This is a genomic window from Streptomyces sp. NPDC002680 (assembly GCF_042889145.1).
Taxonomy (GTDB): Bacteria; Actinomycetota; Actinomycetes; order Streptomycetales; family Streptomycetaceae; genus Streptomyces; species Streptomyces adonidis.
In genome coordinates, this window is sequence record NZ_JBIAQP010000003.1 from 566191 (window position 1) to 582264 (window position 16074).

Annotated in this window: 13 protein-coding genes; 8 read left to right on the forward strand and 5 right to left on the reverse strand. The window is 70.5% G+C overall.

The window, feature by feature from the left end:
* The 6 genes from ACFYXF_RS12215 to ACFYXF_RS12240 all read left to right on the forward strand — a co-directional run bounded on the left by ACFYXF_RS12215 (position 1) and on the right by ACFYXF_RS12240 (position 5119).
* On the forward strand, positions 1–735 hold the full coding sequence (locus ACFYXF_RS12215; protein WP_389349440.1) for an amino acid ABC transporter permease: 735 nt from the start codon (positions 1–3) through the stop codon (positions 733–735).
* A 5-nt stretch (positions 736–740) separates the two neighbouring features.
* Positions 741–1391 (forward strand): amino acid ABC transporter permease, encoded by a 651-nt coding sequence (locus ACFYXF_RS12220; protein ID WP_389349441.1) that lies wholly within the window; start codon positions 741–743, stop codon positions 1389–1391.
* Entirely contained in the window at positions 1388–2134 is a 747-nt protein-coding gene (locus tag ACFYXF_RS12225; protein ID WP_389349442.1) for an amino acid ABC transporter ATP-binding protein, read from the forward strand. Before ACFYXF_RS12220 ends, ACFYXF_RS12225 begins: the two co-directional genes overlap by 4 nt.
* A 521-nt stretch (positions 2135–2655) precedes the next feature.
* Positions 2656–2859, forward strand: coding sequence for a cold-shock protein (locus ACFYXF_RS12230; protein WP_006373337.1), 204 nt, complete (start codon positions 2656–2658; stop codon positions 2857–2859).
* Between the two features lie 322 nt (positions 2860–3181).
* Positions 3182–4726 carry a DEAD/DEAH box helicase gene (locus ACFYXF_RS12235; protein WP_389349443.1) on the forward strand — a complete coding sequence of 515 codons (1545 nt, stop codon included), beginning with the start codon at positions 3182–3184 and terminating at the stop codon, positions 4724–4726.
* A gap of 105 nt (positions 4727–4831) precedes the next feature.
* Entirely contained in the window at positions 4832–5119 is a 288-nt protein-coding gene (locus tag ACFYXF_RS12240) for an SCO5918 family protein (protein ID WP_235476686.1), read from the forward strand.
* 124 nt (positions 5120–5243) lie between these two features.
* Here ACFYXF_RS12240 and ACFYXF_RS12245 read toward each other — a convergent pair whose 3' ends face one another.
* A complete protein-coding gene (locus tag ACFYXF_RS12245) occupies positions 5244–8363 on the reverse strand; it encodes a beta-N-acetylglucosaminidase domain-containing protein (RefSeq protein WP_389349444.1) in 3120 nt (1039 codons plus the stop codon).
* A gap of 95 nt (positions 8364–8458) precedes the next feature.
* Here ACFYXF_RS12245 and ACFYXF_RS12250 point away from each other — a divergent pair, with 95 nt between their 5' ends.
* Both ACFYXF_RS12250 and ACFYXF_RS12255 read left to right on the forward strand, forming a co-directional pair.
* Positions 8459–9361, forward strand: a complete 903-nt coding sequence (locus ACFYXF_RS12250) for an NAD(P)-dependent oxidoreductase (protein WP_389349445.1) — start codon at positions 8459–8461, stop codon at positions 9359–9361.
* A gap of 83 nt (positions 9362–9444) precedes the next feature.
* Positions 9445–11433, forward strand: a complete 1989-nt coding sequence (locus tag ACFYXF_RS12255; RefSeq protein WP_389349446.1) for an APC family permease — start codon at positions 9445–9447, stop codon at positions 11431–11433.
* Positions 11434–11436: 3 nt separating this feature from the next.
* On the opposite strand, the gene ACFYXF_RS12260 is transcribed toward ACFYXF_RS12255, so the two are convergent.
* The 4 genes from ACFYXF_RS12260 to ACFYXF_RS12275 all read right to left on the reverse strand — a co-directional run bounded on the left by ACFYXF_RS12260 (position 11437) and on the right by ACFYXF_RS12275 (position 15811).
* Entirely contained in the window at positions 11437–11697 is a 261-nt protein-coding gene (locus ACFYXF_RS12260) for a hypothetical protein (protein ID WP_389349447.1), read from the reverse strand.
* A gap of 25 nt (positions 11698–11722) precedes the next feature.
* Positions 11723–12298, reverse strand: a complete 576-nt coding sequence (locus tag ACFYXF_RS12265) for a YdeI family protein (RefSeq protein WP_389349448.1) — start codon at positions 12296–12298, stop codon at positions 11723–11725.
* A 112-nt stretch (positions 12299–12410) separates the two neighbouring features.
* A complete protein-coding gene (locus tag ACFYXF_RS12270; protein ID WP_389349449.1) occupies positions 12411–13154 on the reverse strand; it encodes a hypothetical protein in 744 nt (247 codons plus the stop codon).
* Between the two features lie 365 nt (positions 13155–13519).
* Complete coding sequence (locus ACFYXF_RS12275; RefSeq protein ID WP_389349450.1) at positions 13520–15811, reverse strand: MFS transporter; 2292 nt, start codon at positions 15809–15811, stop codon at positions 13520–13522.
* Between the last annotated feature and the right edge of the window lie 263 nt (positions 15812–16074).

Consider the following 16074-nt stretch of genomic DNA (forward strand, 5'->3'; position numbering starts at 1 on the left):
GTGCTCACCGACTGGAACTACGCCCTCCAGGACTGGCCCACCTACCTCGACGCGGCCTGGCTCTCCCTGCGCCTCTCCCTGGCCGCGTTCGCCCTGGCCTGCGTCCTGGGCCTGCTGGGCGCCCTCGCCCGTCGATCCCGGTACGCCGTCCTGCGCGCACCGGCGGCCGTGTACGTCGAGGTCATCCGCAACACCCCCGTCCTGCTCCAGATGTTCGTCGCCTACTTCGCCCTGCCCTCGGCGGGCCTGCGCCTGAGCCCCGTACAGGCGGGCGTCCTCGCGCTCGGCGTCAACGTGGGCGCGTATCTCACCGAGATCTTCCGGGCCGGTATCCAGGCCGTACCGCGCGGCCAGAGCGAGGCGGCCCGCGTGCTCGCCCTCGGCCCGGTCCGCACCTTCGCGCACGTCGTCCTGCCCCAGGCGCTGCGCAACGTCTACCCGGCGGTCGTCAACCAGCTCGTGCAGATCATCCTCGGCTCGTCCCTCCTCTCCGCGATCTCCGTCCCCGAACTCACCGGCACGGCCACGGTCATCAACTCCCGCACCCTCCTCACGATCGAGGTCTTCGGCATCGCGGCCGTCCTCTACCTCGTTCTCACCAACCTGGTGGTCCTCGTGGCCGGCCTGATCGGCCGCGCGGCCTTCAAGCCCCCGCTGCGCCCGGCCGCCGTACGACCCCGCCCACTGGACGCCGTACGACGGCTGCTGCCCGTGCGTGTGCGAAAGGAGGCCTGAGCCGCATGGACTGGTCGGTCATCTGGTCGAACCGCGAACTGTTCACCTCGGGCCTGTGGGCCACCGTGCAACTGTCCGCCGCCGCGATTGCCACGGGAACCCTCACCGGGCTGGTCGTGGCCGCCGTACGGACCAGCCGGGTGCCCGTGCTGGCGCAGCTCGCCCGCGTCTATCTGGAGGTCTTCCGGGGCACCCCGCTCCTCATCCAGATGCTGTTCATCTACTTCGGCGCGGCCTATCTCAACCTCGCCGGGATCACCGTCTTCGGCGCCGCGCTGCTCGCCCTGACCCTCTACCAGGGCGCCTACATCGCGGAGATCTTCCGCTCGGGCATCGAGGCGGTGCCGAAGGGGCAGTGGGAGGCGGCCAGGGTCCTCGGGCTCGGGCGGGCGAGGAGCTTCGTCTCGGTGATCCTTCCGCAGACCCGGGCGATCGTGCTGCCGCCGCTGGTCGGGCAGTACCTGTCCCTCGTCAAGGACACATCGATCGCCGTCGTCATCGGCTATGTCGAACTGCTGCGCCAGGGGCAGGCGGTCATCGACCGCGCCGGCGACCCGGCCACCACCTATCTCGCGGTCGCCGTCCTCTACTTCGTCATCTGCTACCCGCTGTCGCTCGTCGTGCGGCGGATGGAACGAAAGGCTGTCCTCGCATGACGACCGCTTCCCCTACGGGCATCTCCCTCACCGGCGTCCACAAGCGCTTCGGCTCGCTGGACGTCCTCAAGGGCGTCGACATCGACGTCGGGGCCGGTGAGGTCGTCGTCCTCATCGGCGCGAGTGGTTCCGGCAAGTCGACGCTGCTGCGGATCATGTGCGATCTGGAGCGCGCGGACGCGGGAGAGGTGTGGGTGAACGGCGTTCCCCTGCACGACGCCAAGCGGGCGCCGGAGATCTTCGGGCATGTCGGGATGGTCTTCCAGCAGTTCAACCTCTTCCCGCACAGGACGGCGCTCGGGAATGTGACGCTGGCGCTGCGGAAGGTCCGGAAGCTGGAGAAGGGGGAGGCGGAGGAGCGCGGTCGGGCGGTCCTGGAACGGGTCGGGCTGTCGGAGAAGGCCGACTCCTACCCCGCCCAGCTCTCCGGCGGCCAGCAGCAGCGTGTCGCCATCGCTCGCGCGCTCGCCATGGACCCCGCCGTGATGTTCTTCGACGAGCCGACCTCGGCGCTCGATCCGGAGCTGGTGGGTGAGGTGACCGGTGTCATGCGGTCCCTTGCGGAGGACGGCATGACGATGGTCGTCGTCACGCACGAGATGCGCTTCGCGAAGGACACGGCCGATCGGGTGGTTTTCATGGACGGGGGCGTCGTCCTCGAACAGGGACCACCGGAGCAGGTCTTCGGCAGCCCTGCCGAGGCCCGCACCCAGCAGTTCCTGCACCGGGTGCTGGAGGTGTAGTTCTCCGCCCCCGCCGCCCCTACCCGTTCCCATCCCTGGGGGCTGCGCCCCCAGACCCCCGCTGTCGGCCTGAACGGCCTCGTCCTCAAACGCCGGACGGGCTGGGGGGTGGTGGCAGGCGGGTGGGTGGGAAAGTTGCCCTGAACGGCCTTGTCCTCAAACGCCGGACGGGCTGAAAGATCAAGCCCCGGCCGGCACCATCCAGCCCCTCCGGCGTTTGAGGAGCGGGGGTTCGGGGGCAGCGCCCCCGAGGATGGGACGGGTAGGGGCGGCGGGGGCGAAAAACCGCTCGGTCTGGGCAGTGGCCGCATGGGTTCTGGGTGGGGTGACCTGGGGGGACTATTCCCGTCGGACGTGTGACATTGCCGCACGTCCGTGGGGGCGTGTTCTGTGCTAGCGTGGTTTTCAGTTGCAGTTGTGGTTCCCAAAGATTTCCGGTGTTAGTTCCGGCGGGGCAATCATTGCGGCGACGCGGGGTCCGCACGGTGCGGGCCCCCGAGCATGCCCCAAGGAGATTTGACATGGCCACCGGTACCGTTAAGTGGTTCAACGCGGAAAAGGGCTTCGGCTTCATCGAGCAGGACGGCGGCGGCGCCGACGTCTTCGCCCACTACTCGAACATCGCCACCCAGGGCTTCCGTGAGCTCCACGAGGGCCAGAAGGTGACGTTCGACGTCACGCAGGGCCAGAAGGGCCCGCAGGCGGAGAACATCCTCCCCGCCTGATCCGCGTGAACCTGCCGGTCCACTAGTCAGCTAGTCAACCTAGTCAGCTGGTAGATCGACAACACACGTGATTGTGGCCGGGGCCCGCACCTAGGGGTGTGGGCCCCGGCTCACAGTTTTTTCGGGACGGTTCCGCATCGGACTCCACCGGACTCCGTTCGCCGCCGTCCCTGATTCTTGGGGTGTCTCAGAAACCCCTTCACCGCTCGTTTCCTTTCGGCCCGTCCCCACGGCCTTTCTGTCCTGTGTGCCGCCGCTGTCGCGGCGGACGCTGAGCGCTGCCGTGTTCTCTGCCGACGTGCCGCATTGAGGAAGGTTCTGCATGAACCGGTCGTTCGCCGACCTGGGCCTGCCGCCCTCGCTGCTGGCCTCCCTCACCGCCGAGGGCATCACCGTCCCCTTCCCGATCCAGGCGGCCACGCTGCCGGACACCCTCGCGGGCCACGACGTCATGGGCCGCGGCCAGACAGGCTCGGGCAAGACCCTGGCCTTCGGCCTGGCCATGCTGGCCCGGCTCGCCGGACAACGCGCAGAAGCGGGACGCCCGCTGGCTCTCGTCCTCGTACCGACCCGTGAACTCGCCCAGCAGGTCGTGGACGCGCTCACCCCCCACGCCCGCGCCATGAAGCTGAAGATGACCACGGTCGTCGGCGGGCTGCCCATCTCCCGTCAGGCCCGTGCGCTCGGCGCCGGCACCGAGGTCGTCATCGCGACGCCCGGCCGGCTCCGCGACCTCGTCGACCGGCGCGACTGCCGTCTCGACCGGGTCTCCGTGACCGTCCTCGACGAGGCCGACCAGATGGTCGACATGGGCTTCCTGCCGCAGGTCACGTACCTGCTCGACCAGGTGCCGCGCAAGGGACAGCGCATGCTGTTCTCCGCCACGCTCGACGCGGACGTCGGCCGGCTGGCCCGCCGCTATCTGCACGAGCCCGTGGTGCACCAGACCGACCCGCACGCCGGCGCCGTCACGACGATGGAGCACCACGTGCTCTACGTCGACGACGTCGACAAGAAGACGGTCGCCACCGAGATCGCCGCCCGCGACGGGCGCGTCCTGATGTTCATGGACACCCGGCGCAGCGTGGACCGTCTCACCAAGCACCTGCTGAAGAGCGGTGTCCGTGCGGCGGCCCTGCACGGTGGCCGTTCACAGCCCCAACGCACGCGCACCCTCGCCCAGTTCAAGACCGGCGAGGTGACCGTGCTGGTCGCCTCCGACGTCGCCGCCCGGGGCATCCACATCGACGACCTCGACCTGGTCGTCAACGTGGACCCGCCCGGCGGTGCCAAGGACTACCTCCACCGCGGCGGCCGTACGGCCCGTGCCGGAGCCTCCGGCAGCGTCGTCACCCTGGTCCTGCCCGAGCAGCGCCGTGAGATGCGGAGCCTGACCAGGGCGGCGGGCGTCAACCCGAACACCGCCAAGGTCGGCCCCGGCGCCGCCGAACTGACCCGTATCACCGGCGCCCGTACGCCTTCGGGCATACCCGTCGTCATCCCGGTCCCGGCCCCGACCCCGCCGTCCCCGTCGAAGGGCGACGGCTCCGGCCGGTCCAGGTCCTCGCGGTCCCGGTCCGGCTCCCGCTCGGGTTCCGGCACGGGCACGGGCGCGGCCTCGTCGGGCTCGCGGTCACGCCGTGGGGGTGCGGAGGGTGCCGGTGGCGGTGCCGGATCTCGTACGTCGGGTGGCGGCAGCGGCAAGAAGGCGTCGCGTCCGACCGGTGGCGGCGCCAAGCCGCCGCGTACGCCGGGTGGGAGCACGTCCGCCCGTACGGAGCAGGACGGCTCCGGAGAGCCACGTGGTCGTCGGCGCCGGGCGCCCCGTAACCGGCGCCCGGGTTCCGACGCACGTCAGAGCAGCTAGCCCCAGCAGCAGCCCCAGCACCAGCTTCAGCAGCAGCACGAGCATCTGTACAGCACCCGTGCCAGCACCACTGGCTCCGGACCCTTCCCGACCTGCGGAGGCACCATGCGTTGTGTGATCGCACGATTCCCGTTCGACCTGATCATGAGTGAGGTCACGCACAAGATGGACGGGGTTGCTCCCGAGCCCATCACCAGTGCGGCCGTCGTCATCGGTGGGGTGGACTATCCGGTCAAGCAGGTCGGTGCGGTGATTACCCGGCTGGACCGGCGTGACTTCACCGAGAAGGAAATGATCGCCGCGTTGAATCGGCTGGGGTTCACTTGCCGGGCCACTGCGGCGCCGGCGCCGGCCCGTCCGGCGGTCATCGATCCCTGGGCCGAGATGCAGTAACGCTCTGGCGGGCCGGCTTTTCGTCTGCGGGCTCGTTGTGGCTGGTCGCGCAGTTCCCCGCGCCCCTTTGGGGCGCGTTGTCGAACCGCGCGACTTTGCCAGCACCGTCTACTGCCGGACCTCTCTAGCTGACCGGCACCCCCGTTACCGCCGCGGCCAGCGGGTATGCACCCGTTTTCAGGGGGGTGCCCACCGTGCCCGTCGCCGTTGTCACCGGGACCAAGGTGCCTGCGTCGGCTGTCGTGACGTAGGCCGTGGTGCCGTTCCAGTCGAGGGATATGTCGAAGGCGGAGCGGCCTACGGTGATCGGGGTGCCCGGGGCGCCGGTCACCGTGTCGAGCGGGGTGATCGTGTCGCCGTTGCTCGCGCTGACCCAGAGGGTGCGGCCGTCCGGGGAGAGGGCGAGGCCGTATGCCTGGCCCGTGACCAGGTAGGTCGGGCGGGTGTCGTTCGTGGCGGTGTCGATGGGAGTGACCGTCGAGCCGCCCGAGTTGGACACGTACACCGTCCGGCCGTCCGGAGCCGCGACCACGTTGAACGGGTTCGGCCCGACGGCAATGGGCGTTCCCGCCTTGCCCGTTGACAGGTTCACCGGGCTCACCGTGCTGTCGTGGATGTTCGCCACGTACAGGGTGGTGCCGTCCGGGGTGATCGCCATGTTCTCCGGGCCGTCGCCCACCGCGATCTTCGCGCCCGCCGCGCCAGTTGCCAGGTCGATCGGCTGGATCGCGTCGTCCGAGTAGTCCGCGACCCAGAGGGTCCCGCCGTCGGGCGTGAGCGCCAGGCCCGCCGGTACGTCCCCGACCGCCACGGTCGCCGTCACCTTCGACGTGCCTACGTCGATGACGCTCACCGTGTCCGAACCCTGGTTCGCCGCATAGGCGGTACGGCCGTCCGGGCTGATCACGACCTCCCCCGGGTTGTTGCCGACCGGGATCTCGGTTGAGCTACCGGAGGTCAGGTCCACCGAACTGACCGACGCGCCGCTGAAGTTGGCGGTCAGGGCTCTCGTGCTCCCACTGACTCCCGTTATCTGTACGGGGATTGCCCGGCTCACCAGTCCATCTCCGGTGACCACGACCGACCTTGTGCCCGCTCCCGCCCCGCTCGCTGCCGTGAAGGTCAAGGTCTCGGTGGCCTTGCCTCCCGCCGGGACGGTGACCGTGCCGGCGGACGGGGTGACCGTCAGGCCGTCAACTTCCTTGATCTTCCAGGTTGTTGTCCTGGCGGTCGTGGAGCCGTTGTCGGTGATGGTGAGGGTTGAGGTGACACTGGCGCCTGGGCTCAGGGACAGGGACGTCGGGGTGAAGGACGCGTCCGGGCCCGGGTCCGGGGCCGCTCTCAGTGTCGCGTCGAACAGGAAGCGGTCCAGTACGCCGGGGGCGATCTGCTGGGGGACCGAGTCGAGTTGCTTGCGTTGCGACTGGAGGCGGGCGTAGAGGGTTGCTACGGCGTCCGTGTCGCCGTTCTTCTGCGCCAGCATCAGGTCTACGGCTGTCGTGCCCGCCTCTCCGTACGCGCCCAGTTTGTCGAGCCACGTCGAAGTCTCGGTCAGGAAGCGGGAGTTGGCGAGATGCGCGCGGAGGTCCCCGGGGGCTTCTGCCATCGCCTTGAAGTAGGCCGTCAGCGCGTCGGCCGCCTTGTCGAGGTCGTCTCCGTTCTCGTACGCGGTCGTGAACGCCTTGAGGAGGGGCGTCAGGGTCGGGGACTCCGTGGCGTCCAGGAGGGAGGAGTAGTTGTTCTCCGCGAAGACCCGGAGGGAGGCCGCCGTCGATCTGGGTGCGGGTGATGTGGCTGCGAAGTCCTTTACCGAGGCCAGGAACGCCGCCCGGGGGTCGTACGCCTTCGGGTTCCAGGCGTAGGACGCCGAGGTGAACAGGGCGAGTTTGCTGGCCTCCGCCTGGATCATCGGGTTGGCGGTGATGCCCGTGACCTGGGTGGGGACGCCTGCCTCGCGGCCCGTGTAGGGGCCCAGGAGGAGGCGGCTGGTGGTGTAGTCGTTCACCGGGTAGTTGTCCCAGATCAGGATCGGGTGACCGAACAACTCCCTTGCCTGGCGGGCCTGTTCGGTGGTGATCGTCGGTGCGATCACTCCTGCGCCCGTCCACTCGACGACGACCGAGGGGTTCAACTGCTCGCGCAGTGCCGTCTTGTACGGGGAGTCGGCGAGGTCGGAGTACTCGGTCGGGACCATCTCCAGCGGGGTCACGTCCGTGTGGGCGGCGACGAAGTCCTTGACCACGTTGTTGAGGAGGGCCGACTGGGCGGCGCCCGCCGCTCCGCCTCCCGTGCCGAACTTCTCCTTGTCCGCCGCGCAGTTCCACACCGTGTAGCTGATGTCGTCCAGCGGTACGGCGAACGAGCGCACGCCGATCGCGTACAGCGACTCGAACTTGGTCACCAGCGCCTTGACGTCGGCGGCCGAGGAGTAGCAGACCGACAGTCCGGGAGAGAGGGCGTAGGTGAAGCGGACGTGGTTCTCGGCTGCCCGGTCGACCAGTTGCTTGAGGGTGGCCAGTTGGGCGGCCGGGTACTCGTCGCGCCAGTTCGCGCGCAGATACGGGTCGTCCTTGGGGGAGTAGACGTACACGTTCTGCTTCGTACGGCCGTAGAAGTCGAGTTGGGAGAGGCGGTCCTGTTGGGTCCAGGGGGCGCCGTAGAAGCCCTCGATCACTCCGCGCAGGGCCGTTGTCGGCCAGTCCCGGATGGTCGTGGAGGGGATCGAGCGGTGGGTGATCAGTTGGCGGAGGGTCTGGGCCGCGTAGAACGTGCCCGTCGTGTCCACGCCGGAGAGGGCGATGGTGCCCTTCCCCGTCGCCAACGTGTAGCCGCCTGAGGGGAGTTGGGTGGGGGGTTTGGCGCCGAGCTTGCTGAGCGCCTTCGCCGTTGCCGGGTTCTCCGTGGGGCCGCCGACGTAGACCGTGAGGGCGGCGGGGGGAATTGGGCGGCCCGCGGTGACCGTACGGATGGTGTGGGCGCCGGCTTCGCGCAGGACGCGTTCGACGAGGGTGCGGGCCGCCGGGTCGGTGGCCCTGCCGATGACCTCGACGACCTGCTTCGGGACCTGATGGGTGCCGTGGCCGGGGCTCAGCTGCTGGGGGGTCGGCCAGATGTGGGGGAGGGGGGAAGCGGCGGTGGCGGAGTGCGGGGTCGCCGTCGCTGCGGGGGCCGGGGCCGTGCCCAGCACACAGAGGGTCAGGGCCGCGGCGAAGAGGCCGCTCGCTGACTTCAGCGCCGGGGTCACGGCCGGCTCCGGTTCATTATTTTATCCATCGGGCGGAATCTTGGTGGATGGATTCACCGGCTGGCAAGACCCCGTCCACTTGGTTAACTGAACTCATGACCGACACCGAGACCCCCTCCCTCACCGTCGCCGTCCTCGGCACCGGCATCATGGGCGCCGCCATGGCCCGTAACCTCGCGCGGTCCGGCCACACCGTCCGGGTGTGGAACCGGACCCGCGCCAAGGCCGAGCCCCTGGCCATCGAGGGCGGGATCATGCTCGCCGACACCCCCGCCGACGCCGTACGGGACGTGGATGTCGTCCTGACCATGCTGTACGACGGTGATGCCGTCCGGGAGGTCATGCGCGAGGCCGCGCCCGCGCTCCGGGCGGGGGCCGCGTGGGTGCAGTCGACGACGGCCGGCGTGGGTGCCATCGGTGAACTCGGTGCACTGGCCGATGAGTTGGGGCTCGTCTTCTTCGACGCGCCCGTCCTCGGGACCCGGCAGCCCGCCGAGGCCGGGCAGCTGCTCGTGCTCGCCGCCGGGCCCGCCGGGCACCGGGAAGCCGTCGCGCCCGTCCTCGACGCGGTCGGCGCCCGTACGGTGTGGACCGGCGAGGACGGCGGGGCGGGGAGCGCCACGCGGCTCAAGCTCGTCGCCAACAGCTGGGTGCTGGCCGTCACCAACGCGACCGGCGAGGTGCTGGCCCTCGCTCGGGCCCTCGGCGTCGACCCGCAGAACTTCTTCGACGCGATCGAGGGCGGACCGCTCGACATGGGCTATCTGCGCGCCAAGGCCGGTCTGATCCTGAACGACGGGCTGACTCCGGCGAGTTTCGCGGTGTCCACGGCCGAGAAGGACGCCCGGCTGATCGTCGAGGCGGGCGAGCGGAACGGCGTACGGCTGGACGTGGCCGCCGCGAGCGCCGAACGGTTCCGGCGGGCCGTCGAGCAGGGGCACGGGGACGAGGACATGGCCGCCGCGTACTTCGCGTCCTTCGAGGAGAAGCAGGAGTAGCTGGGGGACTGCCCCTTCACCCGGTTGGGCGTCGGGCGGGGTGGCCGCTGGGTGGTGTGGGCGTACGCGGGTCTCATGGGGCCATGACGGACACCACCGGCACTACCGATGCCTCCCTGCCCGAGCCCCTCGGCTATCGGCTCAAGCGGCGGCTGCTCGGGCCGCCGCTGGTCAGTGGGCGGATCGCGCGGGAGAAGCTGGGCAACCGTACGGCGCTCGGCGTGCTCGCCTCCGACTGCATCAGCTCGTCGGCGTACGGCAGCGAGGAGATGCTGCGGGTGCTCGTGCCCGTCGTCGGGGTGGCCGCGTTCACGCTGCTGATGCCGGTGACCTGGGCGATTCTCCTCGTCCTTGTGCTGCTGACCCTCTGCTACAGCGATGTCGTCACCATCTACACGCGGGCCGGGGGTTCGTATGTCGTCGCCCGGGAGAACTTCGGGCCCGAGATCGCCCAGGTCGCCGCGGTCGCGCTGCTCGTCGACTACGTCGTCACGGTGGCCGTGCAGGTGTCGGCCGGCACCAACGCGCTGATCTCGCTCGCGCATCTCGTCGGCGACGACTGGACCGGCCTCGATCATCTCCAACTCCCGGTCAGTGTCGGGGTGGTGGCTGTTCTCGTCTACGGGAATCTGCGGGGGCTGCGCGAGGCCGGGCGGGTGTTCGCCGTACCCGCGTTCCTGTTCATGGCGGCTGTCGGGCTGATGCTGGTCGTGGGGCTGGCGCGGTGGGCGTTCGGGGAGTTGCCGCACGCCGATGTACGGGCGGCGGGAGCCGTGCCGCTCGGGGAGGCGGGGGACGGCTGGCTGTACGGGGCCTCGCTGTTCATGGTGCTGCGGGCGTTCGCGAACGGCGGGTCGTCGCTGACGGGGCTTGAGGCTATCTCCAACGGGATCTCGGTGTTCCGGGAGCCGCAGGGGCGCAACGCCCGGCGCACGCTCGTCACCATGAGCTGTGTGCTGGGCGTGCTGGTGCTCGGGGTGTCGGGGCTGGCGCATCTCACGCACGCGATCCCGTACACGGACGGCACCCCGACGGTCATCGCGCAGGAGGCCCATCTCGTGTTCGGGGATGGGGTGTTGGGGACGGCGGGGCTGGTGTTCGTGCAGCTGGCAACGGCGTTGATCCTGTACACCGGCGCCAACACGCCCTTCACCGGGTTTCCGTACCTCGCGAGTTTCGTTGCCCAAGACCGGTTTCTGCCACGGCAGTTGACCCGGCGCGGACATCGGCTGGCCTTCTCCAACGGGATCATCACTCTCGCTGTGGTCGCCCTCGCGTTGTTGTTGGTGACTGACGCCAACGTCGACAGGCTCGTAGCGCTGTACGCCATCGGGGTGTTCACGGCGTTCACGATGGCGGGGGCCGGGCTGACGGCCTATCACCTGCGGCGGCGGGAGCCGGGGCGGTCGTGGAAGATCGGGGTCAACGCGACAGCGGCCGTCGTCTCGGCCGCGGTTGTGCTGATCTTCGCCGTCACCAAGTTCACCGAGGGGGCCTGGCTGGTCGTCGTGGTGTTCCCGCTCGGGGTGTGGGCGCTCACGCGGATCAACCGGGAGTACCGGGCCGAGGCCGCGGCGGTGGAGGCGTTGTCGTCCGCCGAGCAGGGCGACCGGCCGCGCTGGCGGCGCCATGTCGTGTACGTCCTGGTCGACGCCTTCGACCCGGCCGTCTTCCACGCCCTGCGGTACGCCCACGAACTGCGCCCCGACGAGGTGCGGGCCGTGCACATCGCCGTCGACGCCGACCGTGCGGAGCACTTGCGGGGCCGGTGGGAGGCGGCGCGGAACACGGACGTACCCCTGGAACTCGTGGACTGTCCGGACCGGCGGCTGGAGCGGGCGGTGGCGGAGCTGGCCGTACGGGTCACGGGAGACGGGGCGGGCAGCGGGGAGGACGAGGAGCGGGGGCGTACCGCGCTGACCCTGCTCATTCCGCGCCGGGCGTACGGCACTCTGCTGGGGCGGCTGCTGCACCGGGGGACCGTCGAGCGGCTGGTCGTCGCGCTGGACCGGTTGCCGCAGGTGGCGGTGACGGTGCTGCCGTACCGGGTGGGGCGGGATCAGGGCCAGTGAGGGTCAGCCCACGCGGACCTTTCGACTGCCGCAGGTCGCGCACACGGCGTCGGTCAGGGGGGAGCGCATGGCGCGGCCGTCCTCGTCGACGTACTCCAGGGGGTTGAGGCAGCCGGCCGGGTCGGGGAGGACGATGACCTCGAAGGTGCGGTTCCAGGCCGTACCGCAGGCGAGGCAGGTGAAGGGGAAGGTCTCGGTGAGGGCCCCGGCGGGGTCGTGGGTGAGGTTCCGGGGGCCAGGGTCCTGCTCGTTCTCGCCGGGCATGCGGTACTCCCTGGTGCATGGCTGGTCACGGGTGGAGCTTCTCGCCCTTCGCCAGCATCGCCACGTACGTCTCGATCCTGCGTGCCCGGGTCTCGGGGCGCTTGGCCTCGTGGACGCGGTACAGGATCGCGTAGCGGTTCTGCCGGTCCAGGGTCTCGAAGAACGCCGCCGCGGCCGGGTCGGCGAGGAGGGCCGCCGCTAGATCGTCCGGCACGGTGGCGGTCTTCGCGCTGTCGTACGCGGCCTCCCAGCGGCCGTCCGCCTTGGCGCGGTCGATCTCGGCCTGCCCGGCCGGGCGCATCCGGCCCTGTTCGATCAGGACGGCGACCTTGTCCCGGTTGATCTTCGACCACTTGCTGCGGGGCCTGCGCGGGGTGAACCGCTGGAGCCACCACTGGTCGTCGAGGCCTGCCTTCTGACCGTCGATCCAGCCGTAGCAGAGGGCCACCTCGAGCGCCTGGGCGTAGTTCAGGGCGACAGCCCCTGGGTTCTTCTTGCGGAGCTTGAGCCAGATGCCGGGCGAGGTCGTGTGGTTCTCGCCGAGCCATGCCTCGAATGCCTCGGCGGATTCGAACGCGAGGGTCTCCAGGTCCTGAGTCATTCAGGCAGCGAACCACATCCGGGCCCGGTCCGACCCGCCCCGACCCGTCCCGCCCTGCCTCGGATCAGGCGGGGAGGGACGGGTCGTAGGGCTCCGGGGTCGTACGGGGTCGTCAGCGGACCGGGTCCGCCACGCCCCCCGCCGCCGGAAGCGCGGGCACGGCCGGAAGAGCGGGCAGCGCGGGCAGCGCAGGCAGCGCGGGGTCCGCCGGTACCGCTGCCGCCGGCGGGAGTTCCAGTGGCGGGAGTTCGAGCGGGGGCAGTTCCACCGGCAGGGGCGGGAGGCCGCCCAGGATGCCGCCGAGGAGGCCGCCCAGGGTGTCGAGGATGCCGCCCAGCAGGCCCGTGACCGTGTCCAGCAGGCCGCCGACCAGGCCGGTCACCGTGTCGAGGAGGCCGGCGAGGGTGGCCGAGAGCTGGTCCAGGAGGTCCGAGATCGGGTCGGCCAGGGCGGCTGCGCGGATGGTCGCGGCCCTGTTCGACGTGCCGATCCGGTCCGCCAGACGCTGCTTCAGCGAGGCGTTCGCCGTTTCGACCGCCTTCGCGAAACCGGCCGCCTGGGGCGCGGTCATACGGCCGGTGCCCGTCTGCTCGGTGAGGTCGGTCAGGACGTTCAGCACCGGGGTGAGCACGTTGCTGCGGTCGGCGCGCTCCAGGGCGCCGAGTCGCCGCAGGACCCGGTCCGCGTACGTGGAGGACGTCGTGTCGGCGCCGACGGAGGCGTAGGCGTCCCGGCTCGCGTCGGTGACGGCGACTGCCGCGCCGACCGGGCCGAATATCAGCGCGGCACAGACGACGGACGACGGGAGGAGGAGCCCGCGGGAGCGGGGGCCGGAACGGGAGACGAGGGCGCGCATGCGCAGTCCTTTCGAGAGCTGCTCTCTTTGGGCCCACGGTGGGAACACCGGCCACCGACCGCAACCGCTCGCTGGCGCTGGGTAACCTTCACGGTTCCCTGCGACACGCCTCTGACCTGCACTTTTCGCCCGTGTGACGGCTCGCTCCGGCGCCCGCCGCCATTCGGCTGTCAGGGGAGCCTCTTCATGTGGGGGTGCACCTCCGCGGGGTGGATGTGGATGACGGAGGTGCACCCCTGGGCGGGGTCCCCGGTGGCGGGGTTCACGGCCGTCCCCTGCCGTCCCTTGCCGCCTACCGGGGCCCTTGCCCTACCGGTCCGCGCGCGCACTGTCTCCGCTCTGAGCGCCCGCGCGCGAACCGGGGTTCAACTGGTCGACTGGTCCCCCTGGTGGGCCAGTTCGACGTCGTGGTCGTCGACTCCGGCGCCGGAGACCGTCACCTGCCTGGCCTTCGGCGGGTAGCCCGTCGCGATGACCGTGTAGTCACCGGTGTCCAGGTCGGCGAAGGCGTACGCCCCGTCCAGGCCCGTGGTCGTCGTGGCGACGACGTTGCCCGCCGCGTCCATCAGCGTGACGCTCGCGTCGGTCAGGGGGACCCCGGCACCCCGCACCGTGCCCCGGACGTTCGCGCCCGGCCTCAGCTCGACCTCGACGCGCGTGTTCCCGGCGCCGCCGATCTCGACGGGCAGGGCCAGCGGGCGGTGCTTGGCCGAGTTGACGGCGAGGGTGACCGGGCCGGGGACCAGGTCGCCGATCGTGAACTCGCCCAGGACGTCGGTCTGTCCACCGGCCAGTACGTCGCCCCGCACATCGGTCACGATCACCACCGCCCCGGAGACCGGCGTACCGCTGTCGGCGGAGCGCACCACACCGACCAGGCCGCTGGTGCCGCTCAGCAGTACGTCGTACGACACCGGCTGCTCGGTCACGGTGACCGTCGAGGCCTGGGGCTGGTAGCCGTCGGCGGAGGCGATCAGGACGTACGAGCCCGGGGTGGGCGCCTGGACGGCGTAGGTGCCCTCGGGCCGGGTGAGCGTGCGGCTCAGCTGGCGTCCTTCGAGGGAGATCAGGGTGACGGCGGCGCCCGGTACCGGCACGCTCTCCGCGCCGCGGACCCGGCCGTGGACCCGGATGCCCTCGTCGGCCGAGTCGTACGAGTCGTCCGTAGCGCTGAGGGCGGGTGCCGCCGGTGCCTGGGGCAGTGCCTTCTCCTCGGCGGCTGCAGCTGCCCCTTCCGTCGTCGCGCGCCGCCCCGGGATGAAGGAGGCGATGGCGAAGGCGACCAGGGCCGCGCCGGCGCCGATGGCCAGGACCGTCTTGAAGCCGTTCTCCGACGGGAGCGCGGTGCCGCCGAAGTCGGTGGTCATCTGGGCGAGTACGACACCGGCGACCGCGCTCGCGGACGACGTACCGATCGACCGCATCAGGGTGTTGAGGCTGTTCGCGGAGCCCGTCTCGGACGCGGGCACGGCGCCCATGATGAGGGAGGGCATCGCGCCGTAGGTGAAGCCGATGCCGGCGCCGATGACGCACGAGACCACGATGAAGTGCCACAGCTCGCTCATCAGCACGATGTTCAGGCCGTAGCCGGAGGCCACGATCAGGGCGCCGATCATCAGCGTCACCTTGGGGCCCCTGGCCTTGGAGACGGCGGCGGAGACCGGGGCCGTGGCCATCATCACCAGGCCGGAGGGGGCCATGACCAGACCGGCCGCGAGCAGCGACTGACCGAGACCGTAGCCGGTCGCCTCAGGCAACTGCAGGAGCTGCGGAAGGGCGAGGGACATCGCGAACATGGCGAAGCCGAGCGCGATCGACGCGAGGTTGGTGAACAGGACCTGGCTGCGGGCGGTGGTGCGCAGGTCGACCAGGGGTTGGGTGGTGCGGAGCTCGAAGTAGCCCCACGCCAGCAGGACTACGACGGCAGCCGCGAACAGGCCGAGGGTGGTGCCGCTGCCCCAGCCCCAGTCGGCGCCCTTGGAGATGGCCAGGAGCAGGGAGATCAGCCCGGCCGCGAGACCTGCGGCGCCGATCAGGTCGAAGCGTCCGCCGGTGCGGACCCTCGACTCCGGTACGAAGGCGAGGACCAGCACGAGGGCGACCACACCCATGGCCGCCGAGCTCCAGAACAGCATGTGCCAGTCGAAGTTGTCGGCGATGAGCGCGGCGGCGGGCAGACCGAGGGCGCCGCCGACCCCGAGCGAGGCGCTCATCATCGCGGTCGCGGAGCCGAGCCGCTCGGCGGGCAGTTCGTCCCGCATGATGCTGATGCCGAGCGGGATGACACCCGAGGCCAGGCCCTGGAGGGCCCGTCCGACGATCAGTGGGACCAGGGAGTCGCTGAGGGCGGCCGTGACGGAACCGGCGACCAGCAGGACGAGGCTGACCAGGAGCATGCGGCGCTTGCCGTACATGTCTCCGAGCCGGCCCATCATCGGCGTGGCGACGGCGCCGGCCAGCAGGGTCGCGGTGACCGCCCAGGCGGTGTCCGAGGACGGGGCGTCCAGGAGCTTCGGCAGCTCGGGGACGATCGGGATCACCAGCGTCTGCATCAGTGCGACCACGATGCCGCCGAAGGCCAGCACCGCGACGACGGCGTTGGGCCGCGCCGGTGCGGACCTTCCGACGTCGGCGGGGCGGGGGATTGCGTGGGTCATGGTCTCGGGCCTCCGTGGGGGACGTACGGCTACACCCTCACAGTAAAGTTATTGCTTAAGTCAAGCAATACGGCACAGGTAGTAGTTCGTGGATGTCCTGTGGGGATGTGGGCGGGCAGGCCCGGGGTGCGTTCCCCTGGGCCCGCCCGTACCTCCCTCATGTCCTACTCGTCGAAGGTGACGACGACCTTTTCGGCGGCTCCGGGGGTGAGGGCGAGGGTGAAGGCGGTGTCGACCTCGTTGAAGGGGATGCGGTGGCTGAT

What these genes read in the sequence shown, in the direction of transcription:
- ACFYXF_RS12220 (WP_389349441.1), top strand. Translation starts at nt 741, where the DNA reads ATGGACTGGTCGGTCATCTGGTCGAACCGCGAACTGTTCACCTCGGGC.
- ACFYXF_RS12225 (WP_389349442.1), top strand. Translation starts at nt 1,388, where the DNA reads ATGACGACCGCTTCCCCTACGGGCATCTCCCTCACCGGCGTCCACAAG.
- ACFYXF_RS12230 (WP_006373337.1), top strand. Translation starts at nt 2,656, where the DNA reads ATGGCCACCGGTACCGTTAAGTGGTTCAACGCGGAAAAGGGCTTCGGC.
- ACFYXF_RS12235 (WP_389349443.1), top strand. Translation starts at nt 3,182, where the DNA reads ATGAACCGGTCGTTCGCCGACCTGGGCCTGCCGCCCTCGCTGCTGGCC.
- ACFYXF_RS12240 (WP_235476686.1), top strand. Translation starts at nt 4,832, where the DNA reads ATGCGTTGTGTGATCGCACGATTCCCGTTCGACCTGATCATGAGTGAG.
- ACFYXF_RS12250 (WP_389349445.1), top strand. Translation starts at nt 8,459, where the DNA reads ATGACCGACACCGAGACCCCCTCCCTCACCGTCGCCGTCCTCGGCACC.
- ACFYXF_RS12255 (WP_389349446.1), top strand. Translation starts at nt 9,445, where the DNA reads ATGACGGACACCACCGGCACTACCGATGCCTCCCTGCCCGAGCCCCTC.
- ACFYXF_RS12260 (WP_389349447.1), bottom strand. Translation starts at nt 11,697, where the DNA reads ATGCCCGGCGAGAACGAGCAGGACCCTGGCCCCCGGAACCTCACCCAC.
- ACFYXF_RS12265 (WP_389349448.1), bottom strand. Translation starts at nt 12,298, where the DNA reads ATGACTCAGGACCTGGAGACCCTCGCGTTCGAATCCGCCGAGGCATTC.
- ACFYXF_RS12270 (WP_389349449.1), bottom strand. Translation starts at nt 13,154, where the DNA reads ATGCGCGCCCTCGTCTCCCGTTCCGGCCCCCGCTCCCGCGGGCTCCTC.
- ACFYXF_RS12275 (WP_389349450.1), bottom strand. Translation starts at nt 15,811, where the DNA reads ATGACCCACGCAATCCCCCGCCCCGCCGACGTCGGAAGGTCCGCACCG.